This is a genomic window from Sporosarcina sp. SG10008 (genome assembly GCF_044569405.1).
Taxonomy (GTDB): Bacteria; Bacillota; Bacilli; order Bacillales_A; family Planococcaceae; genus Sporosarcina; species Sporosarcina psychrophila.
The window spans coordinates 1,099,003-1,122,213 of sequence record NZ_CP172607.1 but is presented as its reverse complement, the minus strand read 5'-3'; the positions used below and the strand labels follow the sequence as shown (position 1 = coordinate 1,122,213).

20 protein-coding genes are annotated in these 23,211 nt (G+C 39.0%); 8 read left to right on the top strand and 12 right to left on the bottom strand.

Annotation, left to right across the window (positions count from 1 at the left end; genetic code table 11):
* Positions 1–106 precede the first annotated feature (106 nt).
* From ACGLYD_RS05455 to ACGLYD_RS05440, 4 genes are all read right to left on the bottom strand, one after another.
* The gene (locus tag ACGLYD_RS05455; protein WP_067208008.1) at positions 107–1,282 is read right to left on the bottom strand and encodes a sugar ABC transporter permease; all 1,176 of its coding nucleotides are present in this window, start codon (positions 1,280–1,282) and stop codon (positions 107–109) included.
* Between the two features lie 11 nt (positions 1,283–1,293).
* On the bottom strand, positions 1,294–2,814 hold the full coding sequence (locus ACGLYD_RS05450) for a sugar ABC transporter ATP-binding protein (protein WP_187047436.1): 1,521 nt from the start codon (positions 2,812–2,814) through the stop codon (positions 1,294–1,296).
* A gap of 90 nt (positions 2,815–2,904) precedes the next feature.
* Positions 2,905–4,011 carry a sugar ABC transporter substrate-binding protein gene (locus tag ACGLYD_RS05445; protein WP_067208002.1) on the bottom strand — a complete coding sequence of 369 codons (1,107 nt, stop codon included), beginning with the start codon at positions 4,009–4,011 and terminating at the stop codon, positions 2,905–2,907.
* 338 nt (positions 4,012–4,349) lie between these two features.
* Positions 4,350–5,906 (bottom strand): ABC-F family ATP-binding cassette domain-containing protein, encoded by a 1,557-nt coding sequence (locus ACGLYD_RS05440; protein ID WP_342537996.1) that lies wholly within the window; start codon positions 5,904–5,906, stop codon positions 4,350–4,352.
* 309 nt (positions 5,907–6,215) lie between these two features.
* On the opposite strand from ACGLYD_RS05440, the gene ACGLYD_RS05435 reads away from it, so the two are divergent.
* On the top strand, positions 6,216–6,722 hold the full coding sequence (locus ACGLYD_RS05435; RefSeq protein WP_342537995.1) for a DUF1456 family protein: 507 nt from the start codon (positions 6,216–6,218) through the stop codon (positions 6,720–6,722).
* Between the two features lie 778 nt (positions 6,723–7,500).
* Here ACGLYD_RS05435 and ACGLYD_RS05430 read toward each other — a convergent pair.
* The 5 genes from ACGLYD_RS05430 to ACGLYD_RS05410 form a co-directional block, all read right to left on the bottom strand.
* Entirely contained in the window at positions 7,501–8,940 is a 1,440-nt protein-coding gene (locus ACGLYD_RS05430) for a cryptochrome/photolyase family protein (RefSeq protein ID WP_399631768.1), read from the bottom strand.
* Positions 8,941–9,762, bottom strand: coding sequence for a DUF1295 domain-containing protein (locus tag ACGLYD_RS05425; RefSeq protein WP_399631767.1), 822 nt, complete (start codon positions 9,760–9,762; stop codon positions 8,941–8,943).
* Between the two features lie 13 nt (positions 9,763–9,775).
* The gene (locus tag ACGLYD_RS05420) at positions 9,776–11,563 is read right to left on the bottom strand and encodes a DAK2 domain-containing protein (RefSeq protein WP_399631764.1); all 1,788 of its coding nucleotides are present in this window, start codon (positions 11,561–11,563) and stop codon (positions 9,776–9,778) included.
* Between the two features lie 94 nt (positions 11,564–11,657).
* On the bottom strand, positions 11,658–12,329 hold the full coding sequence (locus ACGLYD_RS05415; RefSeq protein WP_399633115.1) for an ABC transporter ATP-binding protein: 672 nt from the start codon (positions 12,327–12,329) through the stop codon (positions 11,658–11,660).
* A 3-nt stretch (positions 12,330–12,332) separates the two neighbouring features.
* Positions 12,333–13,400, bottom strand: coding sequence for an ABC transporter permease (locus ACGLYD_RS05410; RefSeq protein ID WP_340741884.1), 1,068 nt, complete (start codon positions 13,398–13,400; stop codon positions 12,333–12,335).
* A gap of 267 nt (positions 13,401–13,667) precedes the next feature.
* Here ACGLYD_RS05410 and ACGLYD_RS05405 point away from each other — a divergent pair, with 267 nt between their 5' ends.
* Positions 13,668–14,663: an EAL domain-containing protein gene (locus ACGLYD_RS05405; RefSeq protein WP_399631761.1), complete on the top strand. Its 996-nt coding sequence runs from the start codon at positions 13,668–13,670 to the stop codon at positions 14,661–14,663.
* Positions 14,664–14,778: 115 nt separating this feature from the next.
* A complete protein-coding gene (locus ACGLYD_RS05400; protein ID WP_187047427.1) occupies positions 14,779–15,696 on the top strand; it encodes a MerR family transcriptional regulator in 918 nt (305 codons plus the stop codon).
* Between the two features lie 42 nt (positions 15,697–15,738).
* On the opposite strand, the gene ACGLYD_RS05395 is transcribed toward ACGLYD_RS05400, so the two are convergent.
* The gene (locus ACGLYD_RS05395; RefSeq protein ID WP_187047846.1) at positions 15,739–16,152 is read right to left on the bottom strand and encodes a pyridoxamine 5'-phosphate oxidase family protein; all 414 of its coding nucleotides are present in this window, start codon (positions 16,150–16,152) and stop codon (positions 15,739–15,741) included.
* Between the two features lie 104 nt (positions 16,153–16,256).
* Here ACGLYD_RS05395 and ACGLYD_RS05390 point away from each other — a divergent pair, with 104 nt between their 5' ends.
* The 5 genes from ACGLYD_RS05390 (at position 16,257) to ACGLYD_RS05370 (ending at position 21,885) form a co-directional block, all read left to right on the top strand.
* Complete coding sequence (locus tag ACGLYD_RS05390) at positions 16,257–16,715, top strand: hypothetical protein (RefSeq protein ID WP_187047426.1); 459 nt, start codon at positions 16,257–16,259, stop codon at positions 16,713–16,715.
* Positions 16,716–17,926: 1,211 nt separating this feature from the next.
* Entirely contained in the window at positions 17,927–19,009 is a 1,083-nt protein-coding gene (locus ACGLYD_RS05385; RefSeq protein ID WP_067213905.1) for an iron-siderophore ABC transporter substrate-binding protein, read from the top strand.
* On the top strand, positions 19,002–20,042 hold the full coding sequence (locus ACGLYD_RS05380; protein ID WP_338652824.1) for an iron ABC transporter permease: 1,041 nt from the start codon (positions 19,002–19,004) through the stop codon (positions 20,040–20,042). Before ACGLYD_RS05385 ends, ACGLYD_RS05380 begins: the two co-directional genes overlap by 8 nt.
* Positions 20,039–21,070: an iron chelate uptake ABC transporter family permease subunit gene (locus ACGLYD_RS05375; RefSeq protein WP_067207974.1), complete on the top strand. Its 1,032-nt coding sequence runs from the start codon at positions 20,039–20,041 to the stop codon at positions 21,068–21,070. Before ACGLYD_RS05380 ends, ACGLYD_RS05375 begins: the two co-directional genes overlap by 4 nt.
* A complete protein-coding gene (locus tag ACGLYD_RS05370; protein ID WP_067207972.1) occupies positions 21,070–21,885 on the top strand; it encodes an ABC transporter ATP-binding protein in 816 nt (271 codons plus the stop codon). Before ACGLYD_RS05375 ends, ACGLYD_RS05370 begins: the two co-directional genes overlap by 1 nt.
* Positions 21,886–22,332: 447 nt before the next feature.
* On the opposite strand, the gene ACGLYD_RS05365 is transcribed toward ACGLYD_RS05370, so the two are convergent.
* The gene (locus ACGLYD_RS05365; protein ID WP_067207969.1) at positions 22,333–22,716 is read right to left on the bottom strand and encodes a VOC family protein; all 384 of its coding nucleotides are present in this window, start codon (positions 22,714–22,716) and stop codon (positions 22,333–22,335) included.
* A 204-nt stretch (positions 22,717–22,920) separates the two neighbouring features.
* Complete coding sequence (locus ACGLYD_RS05360; protein WP_067207967.1) at positions 22,921–23,196, bottom strand: helix-turn-helix transcriptional regulator; 276 nt, start codon at positions 23,194–23,196, stop codon at positions 22,921–22,923.
* Positions 23,197–23,211 lie beyond the last annotated feature (15 nt).

Below are 23,211 nucleotides of genomic sequence, written 5' to 3'. Positions count from 1 at the left end.
AGCTTGTTTCTTTCATCTTATCAACCTGTCTAGGAATTAACAATGTCTTACAAAACGACATCAGGCACCCTACAAATAGGGTGCCCAGTTATTCTACTATTCTCTTTTAACCCCGTTGCTTCCGTGTCATGACGTCAAAGATTACCGCTCCAGCTAAAACACCACCGCGAATCATATATTGATAGGAAATTCCTACACCTAGTAAGTTCATCCCACTCGATAACGAGGCCATCACGATGGCTCCGATAATAGCACCTGTTACTTTACCGACACCACCTGCAGAAGATACTCCACCAACATATGCCGCTGCAATCGCGTCAAGCTCAAAGAGAGTTCCAGCTGTGGTCGTTGCCGATTGAAGCCGAGATGTAAATAGAATTCCTGATAACGCCGCGAGCATCCCCATGGAACCGAAGACGATATATGTAATCTTTTGTACATTGATCCCACTCAAATGCGCGGCCTCAGGATTACTACCGACTGCATAAATGTGACGACCGAGTACTGTTTTAGTCGTTAAGAAGTGATAAACTATGACAACGATTATTATAATGACAACCGTCCAAGAAAAACCGTTATAGCCAGCTAAAATCCAAGTAATGTAAGCAATAATCGCTGATATCAAAACAAGCTTTACACTAAATATCCCCTTAGACATTACATCAAAGCCATACGTCAATTTGTTACGACGATTGGCGATTTCATTGTATATATATAAAAGTACTCCGACAAACCCTACTAATAACGTCAGTAGATGCAAGCCATTAATTTGCATAATCGATGGAATAAATCCATTTCCAATCGCATTGAATTGTTCATCCCTAACAATAATCGTTCCCGTTTTTTCTGTAACCTGAAGGAGTGCACCACGGAAAATCAACATCCCCGCCAGCGTAGCAACGAATGATGGAATTCCAATTTTAGCAACTAATACCCCGTTAAATAATCCAATGATAGCACCTAAAATTAAAATCAGCGGAATAGTAATCCATACTGACAAGCCCATTTGCGTCAAGAAAATGGCTGTAATCGCACCTAGAAATCCTGCTAAAAAGCCCACCGATAAATCAATATGACGAATGACGATAACAAGGGTCATCCCAACCGCCAAAACCGCAATATAACCAGCGGAATCCAGTAAGTTACTTATGTTTCGAGAAGACATAAACAAGCCGTTCGTCATAATCGTAAATGTTAACAAAATAACGATTAACGCAATATACATCCCGTAATCTCGAATATTGGCTTTGACGAGCGCTTTAGTTTCTTTATAAAATCCCATCGTTATCCCTCCTATTGCGTCGCAAGTTCCATAATCGCCTCTTGTGTCGCTTCCTTCATGGCCAGTTCTCCTTTGATCGAGCCATTTGCCATAACATAGATACGATCACTCATCCCTAGCACCTCACCAAGTTCAGAGGAGATCATAATAATACTCATACCTTCGTCAATCAACTGATTCATAATCGTATAAATTTCGAATTTCGCCCCAACATCGATTCCCCTTGTCGGTTCATCTAAGATCAAGATCTTAGGTCCAGTAAACAACCATTTCCCAAGCGATACTTTTTGTTGGTTTCCACCACTCAATTTGCCAACTATTTGCTCTAGTGAACTCGCTTTAATATACAACGAGTCTTTGTACTCTTTACCAACCTTCACTTCTTCATTTAAGTTGAGAATCCCCTTCGTCGAAATACCTTTCAGATGTGCCGCCGAGACATTACTCTTAATATCCTGTAATAAAAACAGTCCGTCTCCTTTTCGATCCTCCGTCACATACGCAATACCAGCCTTAATCGCATCACTTGTATGCTTCAGTACTTTTGGCGCCCCTTGAATTTCCAAATCCCCTTGTAACTTATAGTTTTTCGGATTCCCAAAAATACTAAGAGCAAGTTCTGTACGACCGGACCCCATCAGACCAGCGATCCCAATAATCTCGCCTTTTTTTACGTGAAGATTGATGTTTTTCACAACATTTCTTCCTAGTTGCGTGTCATACGCTGACCAGTTATCCAATTTGAGGACAGTATCTCCGATTTTCTTATCAGGATGTTTCGGGTAAATGTCTTCGATTTCACGTCCTACCATATTTTTGATAATGACATTTTCCGCTACTTCCCCTTTACTTGCATCTAGCGTACAAATCGTCTTGCCGTCCCGCAAAATCGTTACTTTATCCGCTATCTCGATAACTTCCTTCAGCTTATGAGAAATCATAATGCAGCTAATTCCTTGGCTTTTTAATTCCTTTAGGAGTTTTAACAGATTTTCACTGTCATCTTCATTCAGTGCTGCCGTCGGCTCATCTAAAATCAGCAGATTTACATCTTTACTTAATGCTTTGGCAATTTCTACGAGCTGTTGTTTTCCTACACTTAATTCCCTAATCAGTGTTTCCGGCGTCACCTTCAGCTTTACTTTTTTCAGTATCTGCGTAGCTTGAACGATTGTTTGATTCCAATCAACGAACGGACCCTTTTTCACTTCATTGCCAGCAAATATATTTTCATAGACGGACAAATCCGGAAAAAGTGCCAACTCTTGATAAATGATGCCAATACCAGCCTTCACACTATCGCTAATCTCATTGAACTGTTGAACTTGATCTTCAAATACGATATCTCCGTCGTATGTGCCATATGGATAAACTCCACTCAACACTTTCATCAGCGTCGATTTTCCTGCACCATTCTCACCAACCAAACAATGAATTTCTCCTTTTCTCACTTTGAAATTCACGTTCGATAGGGCCTTGACTCCCGGGAACTCTTTAGATATGTCATTCATCTCTAAAATATATTCGCTCATTCTATCGCCTCCCTAACCCAAACAAAATAGAAATGGAGAAATAGTGATAGATTACACTATCACTATTTTCCATTTTCCAATGTGATACTTTTACTCTAAACCTGTGAATTCGCTTGCCTCGTAGTATTCAGAATCGATTAGCTCAGATTTCACGTTATCTTCATTCACCACGATTACGTCCGTTTGTTTCGCTTTAACTTCAACTGAACCATTATCATAAGAACCTGTTGTTTCTGGTGTATTGCCATCTAAGATTTCAACTGCCATACCCATCGCATCTTTCACCAGTGCACGAACGTCTTTGAATACCGTCATCGACTGTTTTCCGTCGATTATATATTGGATAGATGCTTTCTCTGCATCTTGCCCAGTCACAAAGTAACTTGAAATTACACTATCAGAAGCAAATACGTCTGCGATTGACCGAGCTGTTCCATCATTCGGAGCTAGAACTGCAACATCACCTTTTAAGTCGTCACCCGCAGCTGTTAAGTGTGTTTGCGCTTTGTTTTTCGCATCATTTGCATCCCAGTTCGTTGTAACTTGACCAATAATTTTTCCCAGTTGGTCGCGCGAAAGTTCGGCTGAATCTTTTAACCCCTCTGCTTCACTTGAGTTAGCAATTTTAAAGGTACCATCTGCAATTTTCGGTTGAAGCACTTTCCAGGCCCCTTCGAAGAATAAAAATGCGTTGTTATCTGAAGCCGCACCTGCATAAAGGTAAAGAGGAACGTCAGACCCCTGTGCATTGTCCACTAAATACTGTGCTTGTGCAGCACCTACTGCTAAACTATCGAATGTTACATAATAATCTACTGCATCCGTATCTGTAATTAAACGGTCATACGCAATAACAGTTACACCCTCTTTTTTCGCTGCTTCTACTGCAGATGCAGCTGCCGCACCATCATGAGGAGTGATAATTAATACCTTGATGCCTTTATTTAATAATGCCTCTACATTTTCTTTCTCTTTCGCTGAAGATCCTTGACTAAATAGAATTTCCGTTGAATAATCTGAATCTGCTAATGCATCCTTGAAACGTTGCTCATCCTGTACCCATCGAGGTTCATCCTTCGTCGGTAATACGATACCTACGTCAACCGAACTACCTCCGTCATTGTTACATCCAGCTGCGACGAGTGCGAACACCATCAAGATTGCCAAAAATGTTAACCCCTTAAATTTCTTAATCATTTTTTTACCCCTCTCTTTTCGAATAAAAAGTATTTACTACTTAATCATAAACTCTGAAAATTCAATATGAAAGCGCTATCAATAGCATTTTTTCAACATTTACTATACTTTTTTAGCTTTTCGATGAAAGAGGAGTTTTTCAGCTAGTAAAAGGGGCGGAATAAAATCGTTTATGCAAAATGAGATTAGCATTCGACCAGTACTATTTTATATGTGCAAATGGAGGGCTATCAAAAATAACCAAACAAAAATCTCCCACCAATTCGCAAATTGTGAGAGACTTTTGTTTGGTTCATTATTCTATTCGAATTAATTTCAACTACCTAAGTTCAAGCCACTCAAAACATCTTGGTCGTCCAATTTTCGCCGTTCCAAACATCAGTTACAAGGCCTTCATAAAAATCAGGTTCATGAGAAATAAGTAGCACGCTGCCTTTGTATTCCTTTAAGGCACGTTTCAATTCCTCTTTCGCGTCTCTATCAAGGTGATTTGTCGGTTCGTCAAGGACGAGCAAATTTGTTTCGCGGTTAAGCAGTTTACAAAGACGTACTTTCGCCTTTTCTCCACCACTTAGCACCTTCACCTTACTCTCAATATGTTTGGTCGTTAATCCACATCGTGCAAGGGCTGCACGTACTTCGTATTGTGTGAAATGCGGGAAAGCTTCCCATACTTCTTCAAGACAAGTATTGTTGTTTTCCGACTTGGCTTCCTGTTCGAAGTACCCGATTTCCAGATGGTCACCACGAGTAACAGAACCGGCAAGTGCAGGGATTTCTCCTAGAATGCTCTTTAAGAGAGTTGTTTTCCCAATACCATTCGCACCAGACAAAGCGATTTTCTGCCCACGTTCCATCGTAAGATCCAAGGCATTTGACAACGGTTCATCATAGCCAATCACAAGTTCCTTTGTTTCGAACAGATATTTCCCCGGGGTCCGTGCCTGTTTAAAGGAGAATTGTGGCTTCGGCTTTTCAGCATCTAATTCGATGACATCCATCTTGTCCAGCTTCTTCTGGCGAGACATGGCCATTTTACTCGTCGCTGCATTCGCTTTGTTACGTGCCACGAAGTCTTTAAGGTTTGAAATTTCCTTCTGTTGCTTTTTGTAGGCGGCTTCCACCTGTTGCTTCTTCATTTCATGCACACGTAAAAATTCATCATAATCCCCAGAATATCGAGTGATCTGCTGATTTTCCATATGGTAGATAAGCTGAATAACACTATTCAAGAAGGGTATATCATGGGAAATCAATATGAAAGCATTCGCATAGTTCTGCAAATAATTGCGTAGCCAGTCAATATGCTCAACATCCAAATAGTTCGTCGGCTCATCAAGAAGAAGAATGTCCGGTTTTTCCAATAATAACTTACCAAGCAACACTTTTGTCCGCTGCCCTCCACTCAAATCATGAACGTCCCGATCTAGACCAAATTCATTTAATCCTAGTCCGTTCGCTACTTCATCGACTTTGGAATCGACGATATAAAAATCATTGTTCGTCAATTCTTCCTGCATCTGACCCGTCTCCTCAAGAAGGGACTCCAGTTCATCTGCATCGACCTCAGCCATCTTGGCAAAGAGCGCATTCATTTCTGTCTCCTGGTCATAAAGATATTGAAAAGCGGTCCGCAGCACATCACGAATGCTCATCCCTTGTTTTAACGCGACGTGTTGATCCAAATACCCGACCCGCACCCGCTTCGCCCAACTTACCGTTCCCGCATCTGGCTCTAGCTTACGCGTAATAATGTTCATGAACGTCGACTTACCTTCGCCATTGGCACCGATTAAGCCGATATGCTCTCCTTGCAATAACCGAAAAGAGACGTCTTCGAAAATCGCACGATCACCGAAGCCGTGACTTAAATTTGCTACAGTCAATAAACTCATATGTTTTACACCTGTTCCTTCACTAAGAATAATTCTTCAAAATTTAAAACTGTCCACAACCGGGACCCATATTCCGTTTCTACTATATTATATAGGGATTTCATTGATGAGGAAAGCTATGATTTCACACTCACCTTACCCTGAATTTTTAATGCGGATAGGAATTCGTCTATTTTAAAGTCTGATATAACAAAAAAAAGGTTAAACTAATTTTATGTGCTATTATTAAGTTAACTTTGATTGCCTTTTTCCACTTTAAAAATGATGATTCAATTACGTAAATAGTACAATTTCACTGGAGGTTTATACATGAATAATAATGATATATTAATTAGACTACGATATGCTCTCGATATAAAAGACTCGGTTATGGTAGAGATATTTAAACTTGGCGGCGTTGAAGTAACACAAGAAGAAGTGTCAATGATGCTCATTAAGTCAAATGACAATTATCATGATGAAGCTGAAAATGAAGGATCCATAAAGTGTAGTAATAGTATGTTAGATTCATTTTTAAATGGCTTTATTATTTTTAAAAGAGGGCAACAAGATCCAAAAACGGGACAAGCAGAAAAACCAGCACTGTCTATAAAAAATTATGAAAGTGTTAATAATATCCTTCTAAAAAAAGTGAAAATAGCACTAGCATTAACAAGTGATGATATGCTCGAAATATTAGCAGAAGCAGGAGTCGTTATTACAAAAGGTGAATTAGGTGCTGTATTAAGAAAAGAAGGACACAAGAATTATAAAGAGTGCCTTGACAGATACGCAAGGAATTTCTTAAAAGGATTAGCTATAAGATATAGAGAATAAAGGACCGTCCGCATTAATAACTGCAGCTTCAATTATTCAGCAGGGGTGCAGTTCATAAATAGGATTTTGTTTAAAATGGACCGCAATTCAACTGGCCCACGGTTTAAAGTACTTACAAGCCCTTTTCTAGCGGCATCGGCCACACTGTTGCTTGATGTTTCATTACAAGTGAATTGAAAATAGAAAAAACACCACTCAGATTTGAATGGTGTTTTTTTATATTCGGATACCAGAGAGTCATCCTAATATCCATTATCCTTTCCCGTGAATAACATAATCACCTACTGGGCGCTACTTGTATAGTTGCATTTTCCGATTGCGTTGGTTGAATGGCTTCTAAACAATTACCGGGATGTCTGTCTGTGTAGAGATGCGACTTTATCGCATCTCTACACAGTTTTTTCGGTAATCGTCTGGTGGCCCTTCATCCGCCCTGCTCCAAATGCATAAGTATTCGTAGTGCAGAAAATTTTTTTGACTAAAGAATAGCTGACATCTAAGCTAGAGAAAAACCGCCAAAGATGCAATTTTGGCGGCTGAAGCTTTCTATATGGTTTTCCCCTTTTTTAGTAAAGAAGTGTCACTTTCTATAAGGTATCACATGATTAGGAGCATACTTTTTGCTAAACAGTATTACCTCTCGCCACACTCGGTCCCCACAGTAAATCTATCCTGAATAGTTAGTCGAAAGCGGGCCGAAAATAGTGCAGTGAAAATGAAATTCATCAAGCCCGACTCACCAGTATTTTTGCAAATAAATGGTTAATCAACGGACGTGTTATGATTTATTTTTAACTTGCGCATAGGCTTCTAACGCACGGATTCTGGCAAGTGAATGATCGATGATTGGGAGCGGATACGTTTTTCCGAGTACGATACCGGATTCATGTAGTAAATTTGTGGGTGCTTTCCAGGGTTCATGGATATACTTTGAAGAAATTACAGCAAGTTCAGGAACCCATTTTCGGATATATAGTCCTTCCGGATCAAACTTCTGACTTTGAAGAACTGGATTGAATATCCGGAAGTACGGCGCCGCATCGATCCCTGACCCAGCGACCCACTGCCAACCCATTGCATTGTTAGCCGCATCAAAATCAATTAGCGTGTCCTTGAACCAGCTAGATCCTTCTACCCAGGATATGAGTAAATGTTTAACTAAAAATGAGGCGACAACCATTCGAACCCGATTATGGATTACACCCGTCTGCCATAATTCTCGCATTCCCGCATCGACTAGAGGATAACCCGTCAAACCTTTTTGCCATTTAGCAAATTCTTCATTAGAACCCTGCCAAGGAAATGCTGTGAATTTTTCACGTAAAGGGACTTGTAGCATTTCTGGAAAATGAATGAGCTGGTGATATGCGAACTCACGCCATACTAACTGCCTCAAAAAGGCATCGATGGATGATTGCATGTACTCTCCTGTTTCCGTTTCGTTCAGCCGCTTAGCTGAATACCAAATTGCTCTAACACTTATTTCTCCCCAGGCTAAATGGGGCGACAATAATGAAACCGAATCTGAAGAGGGGATATCACGCCCCTCAACGTATCGGCTGAGGCCATCATGGGTAAATTTTTCCCATCTCGTAATAGCGCCCTTTTCACCTGGCTCCCAGTGCGGATGGAACTTTTCATTCCAGCGATTCACTGGCAACAAATCAAGTTCTTCCACTTGTAGAGACGGAAGAACTTGATTGAATGGATTAATGTCAACTGGAATAGGAAGCGGACGATTAACAGACTCCCCCATCGTCCTTTTCCAAAAAGCTGTAAACACTTTATAAGGTTCATTCTTTTGATTCAGTAAATCACCAGGTATGAAGAGTAGATTTGAAGGAAATGAACGAACTTCCATCCCATTAGAAAAGAGGTTTTGAGTAATCGCGTTATCTCTTCTAATAATAGATGGCTCATATCTTTCACCAAAAAAAACAGCATCTGCTTTTGTTTGTTTACAAAGTAAAGAAAGCTCTTTTAAACTGCTACCTCGTCTAAAAATGAGGGATAAACCAATTGATTCTAGCTTTTTTTTCAAAGCTATCAATGAATGATGAAGCCACCATTGCCCTACTAAGTTTGATGTGTTTTCATGCTCTTCTTCTTCCGACCAGATAAAAACAGGAATAATCATTCCTTGCTGGGCTGCTTCCCACAAAGCGGGGTTGTCATGTACTCGTAAATCTTTTCTAAACCAGACAATTATTTTTTTCAACTACATCTCATCCTTCAAATCAGTTATCCGTAGTATGTCCAATTTGCTTACTATTTTTGGAGGCATTGGTACAAATTTACTCGTTCGCATTGCATAGTCAGCGAATTCAGGATGATTCTTATATTTCTTTTCGAGCAAAGGTACTCCTGATACAAATAATAGAAGCAAAGTAATGATGATTGGACTAATTATTCCTATCCATCCATTAGGTGAAGAGAAGGCGATTAGAAAAATTCCCCACCACATGGTTGCTTCTCCAAAATAATTAGGATGACGCGTATACTTCCATAAACCATACTTCATCAACTTCCCTTTATTCTCAGGTTTTTTCATGAAAGATTTCAACTGATTATCTCCTACGACTTCAAAGAAAAATCCGATTATCCAAACTATCAATCCAATATAATCCAGCGTTCCAAGACCTTTTGTAGAAGATACATTTGTCAGTAAAATAGGTTGCGCAATGATAAATAGCAATACTAACTGGAGTACATATACATTTAGAAATATTTTTAAATAGACAAAATTAGTTCCCCATCTTTTCCTCATATTAACATAGCGGTATTCCTCAGGCTTATTCCAATTTCTTTTGAATAAGTAATACGCTAACCGTACTCCCCAAATAATAGTTAAAATTGTTATGAGAGTTGCGCGATCAGTTTGGAACCCTCCAGCAAAGTAACTAAAAATCGCCGCTATGACAAATCCAAGTCCCCATGCAATATCGACTAGACCGTTGTTTTTCTTTTTCTGAGCAACCAGAAAAAAAATGAAGAAAAATAGTAACAAGGTAATGAACGTACCCAAATAAATAGCTGACATCATAAAACCTCCTTTATTCTGTTGTCAATGCAATTGCAACACATCCCACACCCGCATTCATAGCTACAATTGAAGATATTTCAGTGATGTATTCAGGTGTTCTTCCTATAAGAGGCGAGAAAATTTGTTCATATTCATTCGCCCGATCAATCGCATTTGCATGAACGATTGAATAACTGACAATCTTTTTCGTACGAGTAATTTCCCTTACCAAAGCTTGCATTTTTTTAGTATTAGCTTTCACACTAATTGCTTTACCAATAACTATGCCATCTCCAGTGTTATTAATGGATACAAGAGGTTTTAAATTCAGCATTTTAGCAGCAAGACCTGTATATTTTTTAATGCGTCCTGAACGAACCATGTACTTCAACGTATCAACGCTCACAAAGATTTTTGTTTTCTTGATTGTATCGTTAATTATTTCAATTACATTCGTAAATTCTACGTCTTTCTCAATCGCTTCAGCAGCCTTTAAAACAACTAGACCTTGTCCACCTGAGTTTAACATCGAATCTATTACCGCAATTTTTGCACCGGTGCTTTTAATTTTCTTCGCTGCATTGACAATCGTATCGTATGTTCCGCTCATTTTATTAGAGACGGTAATCACAATGATTGATTCATAGTAAGGCACTATAGAATTCAAATAACTTTCTACTGCTTTTACAGTAGGTTGTGAAGATGTCGGATATTTTTTGGCATCATCCATTGATTCATACAAATAAGAAGGACTAATTGTCAATTTGTCTAAATAACTATTATCACCTATAAGTAGATTCAAAGGAATCATATGGATTTGGTGCTTGTCCATTAAATCTTTTGGTAAGTCAGCAATTGAATCTGTAACTAGCGCAATTTTATGTTTCCTACTATGAACAGTTTCAAATTGTCTAAGCATATCATCTGCTTTTTGCTGAATAATCATTCCAAATTCTCTTAGTCTATCAAACAGTATCTCAGGATGGTTTGTATGGATATGAATCTTGACCTTCTCCGGACTTCCTGCGACAATCAGCGACTCTCCTAGATCTAATAGATTATTTCTCAACATTTCCAAATCTATCTGCTCGCCTTTTATAAGCGCCTCCGTACAATATCTGTGACTTGGTTTTGTATTCTCATTCGAATGAAGTCCACTATCCTTGAATTCCACGTCAGCAGATACGTAGTCTGTTTCTTCAACCTCTACTTTCAAAAAGTAATTAGTTATACCTTCAAGAAAACAAACAAATCCTTTTCCACCGGCGTCTACCACTGAAGCATCTCTTAATACTTTAAGCTGCTTACGCGTGGATTGTAGTGATTGGGTGGCGGCTTCCAGCGAGATGGTAAATAGTTGAGAAAAGTCGGTTACACGATCTTTTAGTAAACGAAGAGAGTTACTCCAATCTTTCATAACCGAAATAATTGTTCCTTCTACTGGATTGGAGATTGATTTGTATGCATAGAGTACAGCACTTTCTACTGCTTCAGAAAAACCAGATAACGTTATCTCCTTTTCATCGTCCAATCCTAGATGAAGTCCATTCAGAAACTGCGCAAAAATAATACCAGAATTCCCTCTCGCACCTGTTAATGCCGCATCTGCAATCGATCCTATTGTTTCTTTTGCAGAGCCTTTCATTTGTGTTTCTTCAATAATATTTTGCATCGTAAATGTTAAGTTTGTTCCGGTATCACCGTCAGCTACTGGAAACACATTTATTCTATTAAGTTCATTCTTATGTTTAATAACCCTATTTGCGCCTGAGACAAAAGCATAATATAGCTTCTCACTGTCCAAGTGTTTACTGTTCATTTGATTTCACCACCTTTTCAAGATTCCCTCTACATAATTCATTTTCTATGTATGGAGAAAGGTGCCTTAACCATTAGTAAGGCACCAGACTTCTTTATTTTTCTTGCACAAGTACACCGTCTGTCATTTTGAATACCTTGTCGCAATAGTCTACGAGACGTATATCATGTGTGACGACAATGGTCGTTGTGTTTTTGTTCTTTGTTTCGTTTTTCAGTAGTTCCATTACTTCATAGGCACGATCTGAGTCAAGAGATGCTGTTGGTTCATCAGCTAAAATAATGGAAGGGTTACTGTATAACGCTTTGGCAATTGCCACACGCTGACGTTCTCCGCCAGACAAGTCTGCAGGGTATTTAGTTCGTAAATCCCCAATACCCAAGTCATCATATAACTCTTCTAATTGTTTTTTCGTCATATTTTCTTTCTTAACTTGGTCCAATAGTTTTAACTGATTGGCGACTGTTAAAAATGGAACTAGATTCGATGCTTGTAGAATGAACCCAATTTCCTTCAACCGAATCTTTGAACGCTCTTTCTCATTTAAATCCGCTAGATTCTTATCATTTATGATCACAGACCCTGAAGTGGGTGTAAGAAGCCCGCCGACAATTGTTAGAAATGTGCTTTTACCGGAACCAGACGGACCGATAATAGCTATCAGCTCACCCCTGTCTGCAGTAAAATTTGTTTCCTTCATTGCTTCTATTTCTTTATGGCCACTGCCGAATGTCTTTTTCACTTGTTTTAATTCTAAAACTACCATCATTTACCCTCCTATTGCTTTCAATGGATCGATTCGAACAATTGTAAGAACTGAGAACACCGCACCCAATATCGCAACTCCTATTAGTACGAGTCCGTAGATGACCATTGTTACAAGATCGAATGCTACTGGTACCGCACTTGGTAGAAATGAACCGGTGATTAACGTCAATCCGAAACCTACTGCCACACCAATCGCAGCTAATATAAATGTTTGTGCAATGACTGAACGTGACAGATAGTTATTAGAAATACCTTGAGCTTTCATGACGCCAAACATACTGATTTTTTGGACGGTCAATACGTAAAGGAAAATTGCAACAATGACCGCTGAAATACCAAACAAGAAATAAATCATGAAGTTTAATGTTAAACTCTGTTCCGTGTACCCTGGTAAACTCCGTATAAATGTTTCAATTTCAATGGATTCCAATGAATCATTTTTCATGTCAGCAATTGGTTCATCCCCGCGAACAACAATTCCACTTATACTTTCCTTATTTGCTTCTGCTGCTTCACCGAATTTCACTGATTGGAAAGTAGACAAATCTCCATATAGCACTGGAGCTGCATTAAATCTTGCATTGTCTGTGAAACCTACAATAGTTAATATTTCGTCAGATGATGATAATTGCAGTTCATCATCTACTTTAAATCCATCTTCTTTTAATGCATCACTGGCGATAACTTCATTGCCTTCTGCAAATTCTTTGCCTTCCGTCACATTCGGCATAATGAATTCATCTTTGTTTATCCCAAAAATAGATACGTTCGTCTTATTATCACCATTGCCGGCAACTGCATTTATTTGACCGATTACGGCAATTTCTTCAGCATCGATTTCATTTGCATCTTGAATTGTTAATGAAGATTGGTACATGCTCTTATCCGATTCCTCTGTCAAAATGATTTCTGTTGCTTTCCATTTATCAACTGATTCACGATTCAGATTTTCTAAGCCTGTAGCAAGTCCCGATAGAAAGAACACTAAGTATGATACGAGCATTAGAACACCAATGATCAACGTAAAGCGTAATTTGTTTTTCTTAATTTCATTTAAAGCTAAAAACATTTCTTCACATCCTTATGTAATTTTGGTTTAAGTAGTTTACATTTTCGAGATTATTTAGCAGCTATCTATCCATTAATTTAATCGATTCAAAACTGTTACCCCTTTCCTAACTTCTCAATTCATTTCTATTTCTGAACTCAATTAAAACAGAGTAATAAAAGTTTGTCAAACCTTTGTACACTCCAAACTATAAAACGTTATACAAATGATAAGGGTTGTTATATACTAGATGGAGAGGATTCTAGCCAAAGATTAGGAGGAGACTATATGCACATTTGTACTTCATGCAATCCAACGGAGCTGTTTTACAAAATCCGTATTTCTGGAGAAAGAAATTTAACTCACCTTCCCCAACTTATGTCTTACCTTAAAAGTAACGACTTATTGGTCAACTCCCGTGATAATATCATTGTTGTAAGAGAGGCTGCGGTTGCGGGGCTATACGATTATTTCAGTGATGTAATGGAAGTAAAGTCTATTTATTTTAAAGTGGACGACAGTGACTGGAAACCGATTAATGAAATAATTGAATTGCTAGAATTCAAATGGATTGACCAGGTCATACTTAAAAACAACGTCACATTTCACATACAGCCAATCGTTACGAAAAGCCAAGAAGTCTTTGCTTATGAAATGCTGGCCCGTTTCCAAGATGATAACGGAAATTCTGTGGCTCCAAGTAAAGTATTTACAGCAGCAAAAAAAAGAAACCGTACTTATGCGCTAGATCGCGTTTGCAGAATTGCTGCCGTTAGGAACGCCGCCGCTATTCATAAGAAAGTGTTCATTAACTTTATCCCGACTTCAATCTACTCTCCCGAACATTGTCTCAGAACTACCGTTCAACTTGCAATTCAGTTGGGGATCCCTTTTTCTCAATTAGTCTTTGAAGTAGTTGAGACAGAAAGTGTGGATGATATTGAGCATTTGAAAAAAATATTAACTTTTTACAGAGAAAGGGGTTTACACTACGCGCTGGATGATGTGGGTGTAGGCTTTAGCACAATTGAAGTCCTTGAACAATTAATGCCCAATTATATGAAGTTAGACATGAAATTTGTACAGGGGGTATCTGGTGATTTAACAAAACAGGCAGCTGCTAAAAAGTTTTTATCGAGTGCCTTACAAGTTGGTGCAATTCCGCTTGCTGAAGGGATTGAAGAGCGAGAAGACTTTGAATGGTTGAAAGAGGTCGGATACGAATTATTCCAAGGCTATTTGTTTGGAAAGCCAACACCTATCCCAACAGACCTAGCCAAATGATAGGCTGTGTTGGGATCGAATTTCCCCATTGTATAACGTTAAAACTACAACATTGTACAAAACATCCAAATTCCCTATACTTACACTAAGACTTCTAGTTTGTCGAAAGGATGTAATGAACATAATCACTCCAGCAGATTCTAATGGTTTATATTTTATACAACAAGTTTCAGACATGACAGGATTATCGAAACAAGTAATCCGCAAGTGGGAAGAACGTTATAATCTTGTACAACCCAATCGATTAGAAAATGGCTATCGTATATATAGTGAGGCAGATATCAACTCCCTATTAAATGTGAAGACTCTTTCTGGGCAAGGACATTCCATTAAGCGTGCTGTCGAACTTACAAAGGATAGACGTAAGTTGTTAGATACTGTTCCAGATCCAATCCATGCGATTCAACATCAAAAATTGCTAAATGATTATGTCTTTCAACTTCTAGAAAAAGGATCCTATTGTGATGAATTGGAATTATATCTAGTGTTGCAGCAGGCTTATCATTCTTTCGGATTAAACGATTTTTTAACATCAGTGATTGTTCCATTTTTAAATGAGGTCGGTAATAAATGGCACATGAAGGAATGGAGCGAGTATCAGGAATCTGTCTCAAGCTTGGTCGTACGAGACTTCCTAGTGCAAATTCGTCGTAACTATCAAAGCAGTGACGATGCACCTTTAGTCTTAGGAGCATGCCTGCCTTATGAACGTCATGAAATCCCTTTGCACATACTATTATTGCAATTTATGATGAAAGGCTGGAAAACAGTATTGGTTGGTACTTCTCCTGCTCCTGGCGCTATAGAGTCTCTGGTAGAAAAATTGAAGCCTGCAAAAGTACTGCTATCAGCAACAACAACAGCCCCTTTTATAAATGATCCGGATTTACTGGAGAGTTTAGATCAGTTTGCAGCTAATAATAAACATATTGATTTTTACCTAGGTGGCATGGGTGCACTCGACTACGCAACAAACAAAACACTTCAGGCAATCCACGTCACCAGTTCACTTGAAGAAGCCTTACGCCAATAAACCAAAAAAAGGTACCAGCTCCTAATGCTGGTACCTCTTTGATCATAGTGTAATCTCTTTTGGTTCGTCACCTTTTTTATTCATCAGCCTAATTGAATCTGGTGAAATTTTCAAGATAACAAGATCGGAATCCTCAGGACCACTGAACCATGGTTTCAGATGCTCATTCCATACTTTTTCTTTTACACTTTCATCGTCGGAAATACTGACAGTTCCTTCTATTTCAAGATATTCGTCACCCACACCTTCTCCTTCATAACCAATTAAGATATGGGTATGTGGATTCACTTCAAGTTCATCCACTTTCTGCGTTTGTTTTGATGTTGCGGTGTAAAGCGTAAATTCATCACTGAAAAAAGTCATATAACGAGTGTGTGGCTTGTTTTGTTGAACTGTAGCCATCGTACCCACGAAGCTTTCTTTCAATATTTTCAGTGCTTGTTTTTTTTCATCCATCATTATCTACTCCCTTTTTTAGCCCTATTGGAGTTTACCTCGCTAAGAAGTGAACTAAACATCATTTACTGAAATGGAAATAAATAAGTGCAAGGGGTGAAAATATGCTTTTAACAAGACGGGGCCTGCAAAGAGCTTTTTTATATGGACTGATTTCAGGTTTATTCTTAGCTGCATTATTAAAAATTATTGAGCACATTACTCGTTTTAAAGTTTACACGCTATTATTAAACGTCGATTATATTCCTTACATCAAAACGTTTGTCTTTCCAGAACTTGTTGAAGTAGGTTTTCATCTAATTGTCTCGATAGCTTTATCGATTTGTTTGTATTTGATGATTATTAATGGAAAGATTTCATCTAGTAGGAAAATCATTGTTTTATGTACCTTCGTCTCTTTCATCATTGGTGTAGCAATATTCCCTACGACCACATTTTCCGACAGAACGCCTGCATTTACTAGTATTCCCTCATTTTCATACTGGATTGTAGGGCACATTATGTATGGCTGTATAATGGGTATATTGTTTGCTCGTTATTTAACAAAAGAAAAAGGATTTTAAGCCGTCAGAAGTCAAGGTGCAGAAACAGTATTCCTCCGCCAATCGTTGTAAAACGGCATGCGTAGCCAATATTGAAATATCCGTGAATAATTCAATATACAATGTACAGGCTTTCCCTTTTGATGGTCCCAAATTCATATAATAATTTAGGTGTTTATAATTGATAATTTGTTCTAACAAGAGTTAAACAGTAATTTTTTTCTACTACAAATCGCCTTTTCATTCGAAAGCTATTGTCCTGTCATTATTCATCATAATGAGTCACCTATTTCCAATCAAAAAGAAGAGAGGTAAGTATGACTACTCCCTCCCTTCCTCTCGAATATAATGATTAGGTTATAATGTTGCTTGCCAACCTCCGGTACCCGAAGTCCGGTAAGTGTATCAAGTTTTCACGGTGCCTAATCATCACCAGATTTTTAACCTCAGGATTCCACAAAAGACACCCCGATGCCCATTAACCTTTCCTTTGAAAAAATCTTAGTCATGGCCAATGGTCAACTTTATTATATGCATCGTCACATGAAATATGCACGATAGCCTGATCTAAGTAATTATATCTAAATACATAGCTTCCAAGTCTTACTTATACATCAATGTTTGGAGTGTTTAATCCAAATTAGTTCTATCAACTTATACTGATTTTTAAACATTTCTGCATTAATCAAGGCATCAGAAACAGATAGGTGAATGTTTTTAGTTTCCGCCGTCTGTTTTCTTGATTCCAAATAGCGCAAAGAACTCCAGGTTCATCCTTTTTTTAAAAAAAATTCTGAGTTTTTTGTTATGCATTATTATCACTGAGAGTTTTTTGATTTTGTAAGAGTAAAGTGACGAAAATTCATTTCCCAATTCCAGAAGGGATATTAAAGCGGCTAGATTACACTATTGAGTACCAATGAATCGTGGAAATCAAAGAAGATTTGGATACCTATTCCCTCCCAACCGTACATCGCAAGTAGCTCTAATAAATTTTCATTGACAACCTATCAAAGTAAATATACATTAATAGAGAATGATTATCATTATCAATTATAAAAAGGAGACAATTAAAGAAAAATTTTATCCCCTTACTGATTCTTTGATCATCTTCGGAAGGTAAAGTTAAAACATCTTTCAAAAAACTTTACAAAATAAATAATGTAAGTTTATTCCGTAAAGTTAGTCACCAATCACTAAAAATACATTTTACGATAAGGAAGGTTATGAAAATGAATACGAAACTAAAAATCTCATTAAAAGCATTACTAATTTCGGCAATGGCTATGATACTACTAGTTGGTTGTTCAGGTGAGAAATCAAGTTCAACACCTGATTCATCATCGGAAAGTACCGAAACATCTAAAACAGAAAAACCTGCTTCTCAAGATGAAAATACTGAATTTCCGATCGTAATAAAGCATGCATTTGGCGAAACTGAAATTGCTAGCAAGCCTGAACGAGTTGTTACAGTTCAATGGGCTAATCATGATGTTGTTCTCGCTCTTGGAGTTATACCTGTAGGCTTCTCAGCCGCTAATTACGGGGTTCAGGATGACAGCGGACTTTTGCCTTGGACAGCTAAAAAACTCGAGGAACTCGGCGCAGATGAACCTAATATCTTCCAGGATACCGATGGTCTTGATTTTGAGGCTATTTCAGATGCAAATCCTGATGTAATTCTTGCAGCTTACTCGGGTATAACACAGGAAGACTATGATGTTCTTAGTAAAATCGCTCCAGTCGTAGCCTATCAGGACGCTCCTTGGGCAACCGAATGGCGTGACCAAGTTATATTAAATTCAACAGGTATGGGAATGAAAGCAGAAGGCGAACAACTTATTAAGGACACTGAGAAACTAATTGAGGAGGAATCAAGTAAATATCCTGAGATGGAAGGCAAAAAAGTTGCCTGGGTCAACTTCTCGGCTAAAGATATGTCTAAACTCCATCTTTATACACCTAAAGATCCTCGAGGTGCTTTTCTAATTGAGCTAGGTATGGAATATCCTGAAAGTATCACGAATCAGATTACTGATCCTACTAGCTACTCATTGTCATTAAGCGCTGAGAATGCTGACATTCTTAACGACGTTGATATCATAATTGGATATGGTGATGAAAGCCTTTATGAAGCAGTTAAAGCTGATCCCCTGTTAGGCAAAATTCCAGCGATTCAAAGAGGTTCTGTTGTGTTCATTGGTAACGATACTCCTATGGCCGCTTCTGGAAATCCAAATCCACTTGCGATATCTTATACGATTGATGAATACCTTGAATTAATAGGAGGAGCCATTAAGAAATTAAATGAATAGTATATCGGTTTCCAAAATAAAAAAGTCAAGCTTACATATTCCGAAGAATTTTATAACAGTTCTGGTGATCTGTTTTGTCCTGCTCGGCTTGTGCATGTTTGCATCCCTGGCTTTAGGTTCTCGTATGGTGGGATTAAATGAAGTGATGGACGGTTTATTTCACCCTGACGTAAACTCCTACGAAGCAAATGTGGTTCGCAAAAGGATTTCACGAACAGTTTTCAGTTTACTTTGCGGTGCAGCACTCGGAGTTTCAGGAGCGCTTATGCAAGCGGTCACTCGCAACCCGATTGCAGACCCGAGTATACTGGGAGTTAATACAGGTGCATCATTGTTTGTCGTTTGCGGAATTGCATTCTTTAACATAAGCAGCGCCAATCAATATATATGGCTAGCTTTAGCTGGTGCTGCGCTTACTGCGATTTTCGTATTTGGTATTGGCTCTATGGGGCGTAGTGGAGCTACGCCCATTAAGCTTGTTTTGGCGGGAGCCGCTACAAGTGCCGCCCTTTCTTCCCTAGTCATCGCAATAATGATCCCACGTTCTCATGTCATGGATCAATTCAGGTTTTGGCAGGTAGGAAGTGTTGGCTCAGCAAACTGGAGCGCTATTACGACTTTTACCCCTTTTTTGATAATTGGAATACTGATAGCTATTATTTCTGCACCAGCACTAAATGCACTTGCCCTGGGAGACGATGTTGCAACCGGACTCGGCGTTAAAACAGGAATACTGAGGCTTGTTGCAGCTCTTGGGGCCGTTCTTTTGTGCGGCTCAGCTACTGCCCTGGCAGGTCCAATTGGCTTTGTTGGGCTTTTATCAACCCACGTCATGCGCCTTATTCTTGGCCCTGACCTGCGTTTTGTTATACCGATGTCTGCTATTTCAGGAGCCATCATTTTGACTGTATCAGATGTAAGCGGCAGGCTCATCGGTAGCCCTGGAGAGCTTGAAGTCGGTGTAGTTACAGCATTTATAGGAGCACCGATACTAATACTATTAGCTATGAAATCGAAAGTGCGGTCATTATGAAAAATGAATCTGTTAAGTTTATTATGGCGGGCAGACGTCAAAGACACCGTCGATGGATACTTGTTACCGGCTCCCTGGCAGCACTTGCATTCATTCTTTGCTGTGCGATGCTTTTACTGGGGAACACCATCTATCCCGTAATAGATGTAATCCGAGTACTTTCTGGAGAAGAACTCCAAGGTGCTTCTTTTGCCATTAATACCATACGTCTACCAAGAATGCTGGCAGGTCTTTTCGCTGGATTCGCTTTCGGCATTGCCGGAAACACCTTTCAGACTATGTTGCGCAATCCCCTAGCTAACCCGAATGTAATCGGTATTACTAGCGGCTCGAGCGCAGCGGCTGTTTTTTGTATAGTCATACTTCATACTAGCGGAGCTGTTGTTTCCATTGCTTCCGTGATTGCTGGCCTTGCTACTGTAATACTAATTTACATATTATCTAGGGGAAAGTCATTTTCAATCGGGAGATTAATTCTTATCGGAATAGGCATACAAGCCATGCTTGGCGCTTTGATATCCTATCTTTTGCTGATCGGTGCAGAACAAGATCTCCCCGCAGCGTTCAGATGGCTCAGCGGTAGCCTCAATGGCTCACAAATGCACGAACTTCCGCCTTTGATACTATCAGTTTTCATCTTTACGCCTATTATTATAGTCCTAGGAAAACACCTAAGTATATTGGAACTTGGAGAACAGTCGGCCACTTCTCTCGGAGTGAACACGGACAAGACAAGAATTGTGCTTATTTTTAGTTCCGTCTGCATGATTTCTCTTGCTACTGCTACCACGGGCCCAATAGCATTTGTCTCCTTCCTCTCCGGACCGATTGCAAAAAGACTAGTCGGAGTTGGCTTCTCAAGCGCAATTCCCGCAGGTCTTGTTGGCGTTAATTTAGTTTTGGCGGCAGATCTAATCGGACAATTTGCTTTTGTGGCCAGATACCCCGTGGGCGTCATTACTGGAATACTCGGAGCGCCGTATCTGATCTTCCTGCTAATCCGAATGAATCGAAGGGGAGAATTATAATGAAACCGACACATGTTTTTCAAGCCGAAGAGATAGTAGCGGGCTATGATAATAAAACGATCATCCATGGAGTCAGCCTTATTATCCCAAGTAATAAAATAAGCGTTATTATTGGAGCAAATGCCTGCGGAAAGTCTACGCTTCTTAAAACACTATCAAGGCTTATAAAGCCTACGTCTGGAAAAATCACCCTTGACGGAAGACCCATCAGCAAAATCCCATCAAAACAATTAGCTCGTGTTTTAGGACTGCTACCGCAATCCCCCATTGTTCCAGAAGGAATTTCTGTCGCTGATTTGGTTGGACGCGGAAGATTTCCGCACCAATCATTGCTCAGCGGTTGGACAAAAAAGGATTATGATGCAGTCGCCGAAGCTATGAGTATTATGGATATAACTGAGCTTGCAAATAATGATATTGACGAGCTTTCTGGCGGTCAAAGACAGCGCGTCTGGATCGCAATGGCTCTGGCTCAACAAACAGATATTTTATTTCTTGATGAACCGACAACCTTTTTAGATATCACATATCAAGTCGAAATTCTTGACCTACTCACAGACCTTAACCGAAAGCACGGAACTACGATTGTAATGGTTCTTCATGATATAAACTTGTCCGCTCGCTATGCAGACTATATTTTTGCACTTCGTAAAGGAAAGCTTATAGTTGAGGGTGAGCCATCAAAGGTTATTACAAGCACATTAGTTAAAGACATATTCGGCCTCGATTGTATGGTAATAAAAGACCCTGTTTCAGGCTCTCCTTTTGCCATACCAAAAGGACGTTATCATGTTAATAATGAATGTACTCCTTAAATGACCCAAACAGTGAATCAAACTACACGATTTTATTTAAGCATTCATCATTGCCCTTATGCTTATGTGCACATTCACTTCAGCATTGCCAGTATTCCTTTCGACCTCCACTGCTTTGATTCGACACCAATACAGTAGAGGATTTTGAAAGGCAACAAGCTTTTTTATTCTTTAAGTTGCATAACACTATAAGTAAATATAAAAAAGTCCAATTTCTCAGTATTATAATTGAGAAATTGGACTTTTTTCGTTACTCCGGAAAAGTGCCCTTTGATGGAATAACCTTAATTCTGAAGCAATGCTGATTAACCGCTCAGTGAATCACTAGCTAGTTTAAATAAAAACTCCCTACATACGCAGATACTCAGTTCTTTCCTATACCAAACGCTTTGGTGCCACGCGTTAATAGGTTGCTTAGCTTAACTCTATTCTGTTATCCGCATAAAGTTACTGCTGGATTATCTGAATATGGTTTCCACATGTATCGTCGAAGACAGCTATTGTAACTTCGCCCATTTCTGTTGGCTCTATAGAAAAGTTCACGCCGTGTTTCAATAACCTATCGTACTCTTTGCGAACATCTTCAACACCAAACATTGTTACAGGTATGCCTTCTTCAAATAGTTTCTTTTGATACTCCTTGGCTGCTGGATGATTATTTGGTTCGAGCAAAATCTCAGTACCTTCTTGCTCCTCGGGAGAAACAAGTGCAATCCATCTAAATTCTCCGGTAGGAACGTCATGCTTTTTTACAAAGCCCAACGTTTCTGAATAAAACTCTAGTGCCTTGTCTTGATCTTCTACGAATATACTAGTAACAATAATTTTCATACTGTTTTTTGCCTCCTTTGATATTTGCGATGTATAGTGCTGTGCTAACAATCTGGTTGCAAGTGAAAAACACAAGTTCGTTCGAAACCCTATTTCTATAATATCCTTTTTTAATAAACCATTCAAAATACACTCAGTGACTTCATCCGCTTTTTATCCCCTTACTTACGTCTGCGGAATATTTTTTCTTGTTTTTCCACAAAATCACTTTATCCATCCATTCAGCAAGTTTTTAAGTGGTTCGGTGTTGAACATAAGTACTCGATATTTTCCCTTTCGTTTTGATTTTACAAGCCCTGCATCTTCCAATACAGTAAGATGTTTAGCTATCCCTTGTCGCGAAATGGTAAGGTTGTGCTTCGTAATGAGACGTACCGTAAGTTCATACAACGTTAGCTCGTTGCGTTCGGATAGTTCGTCTAATATCAGCCGCCGAGTCGAGTCGCCAAGTGCTTTGAATATAGCGTCTTTGTCCTTCATACATTAAGTATAAGC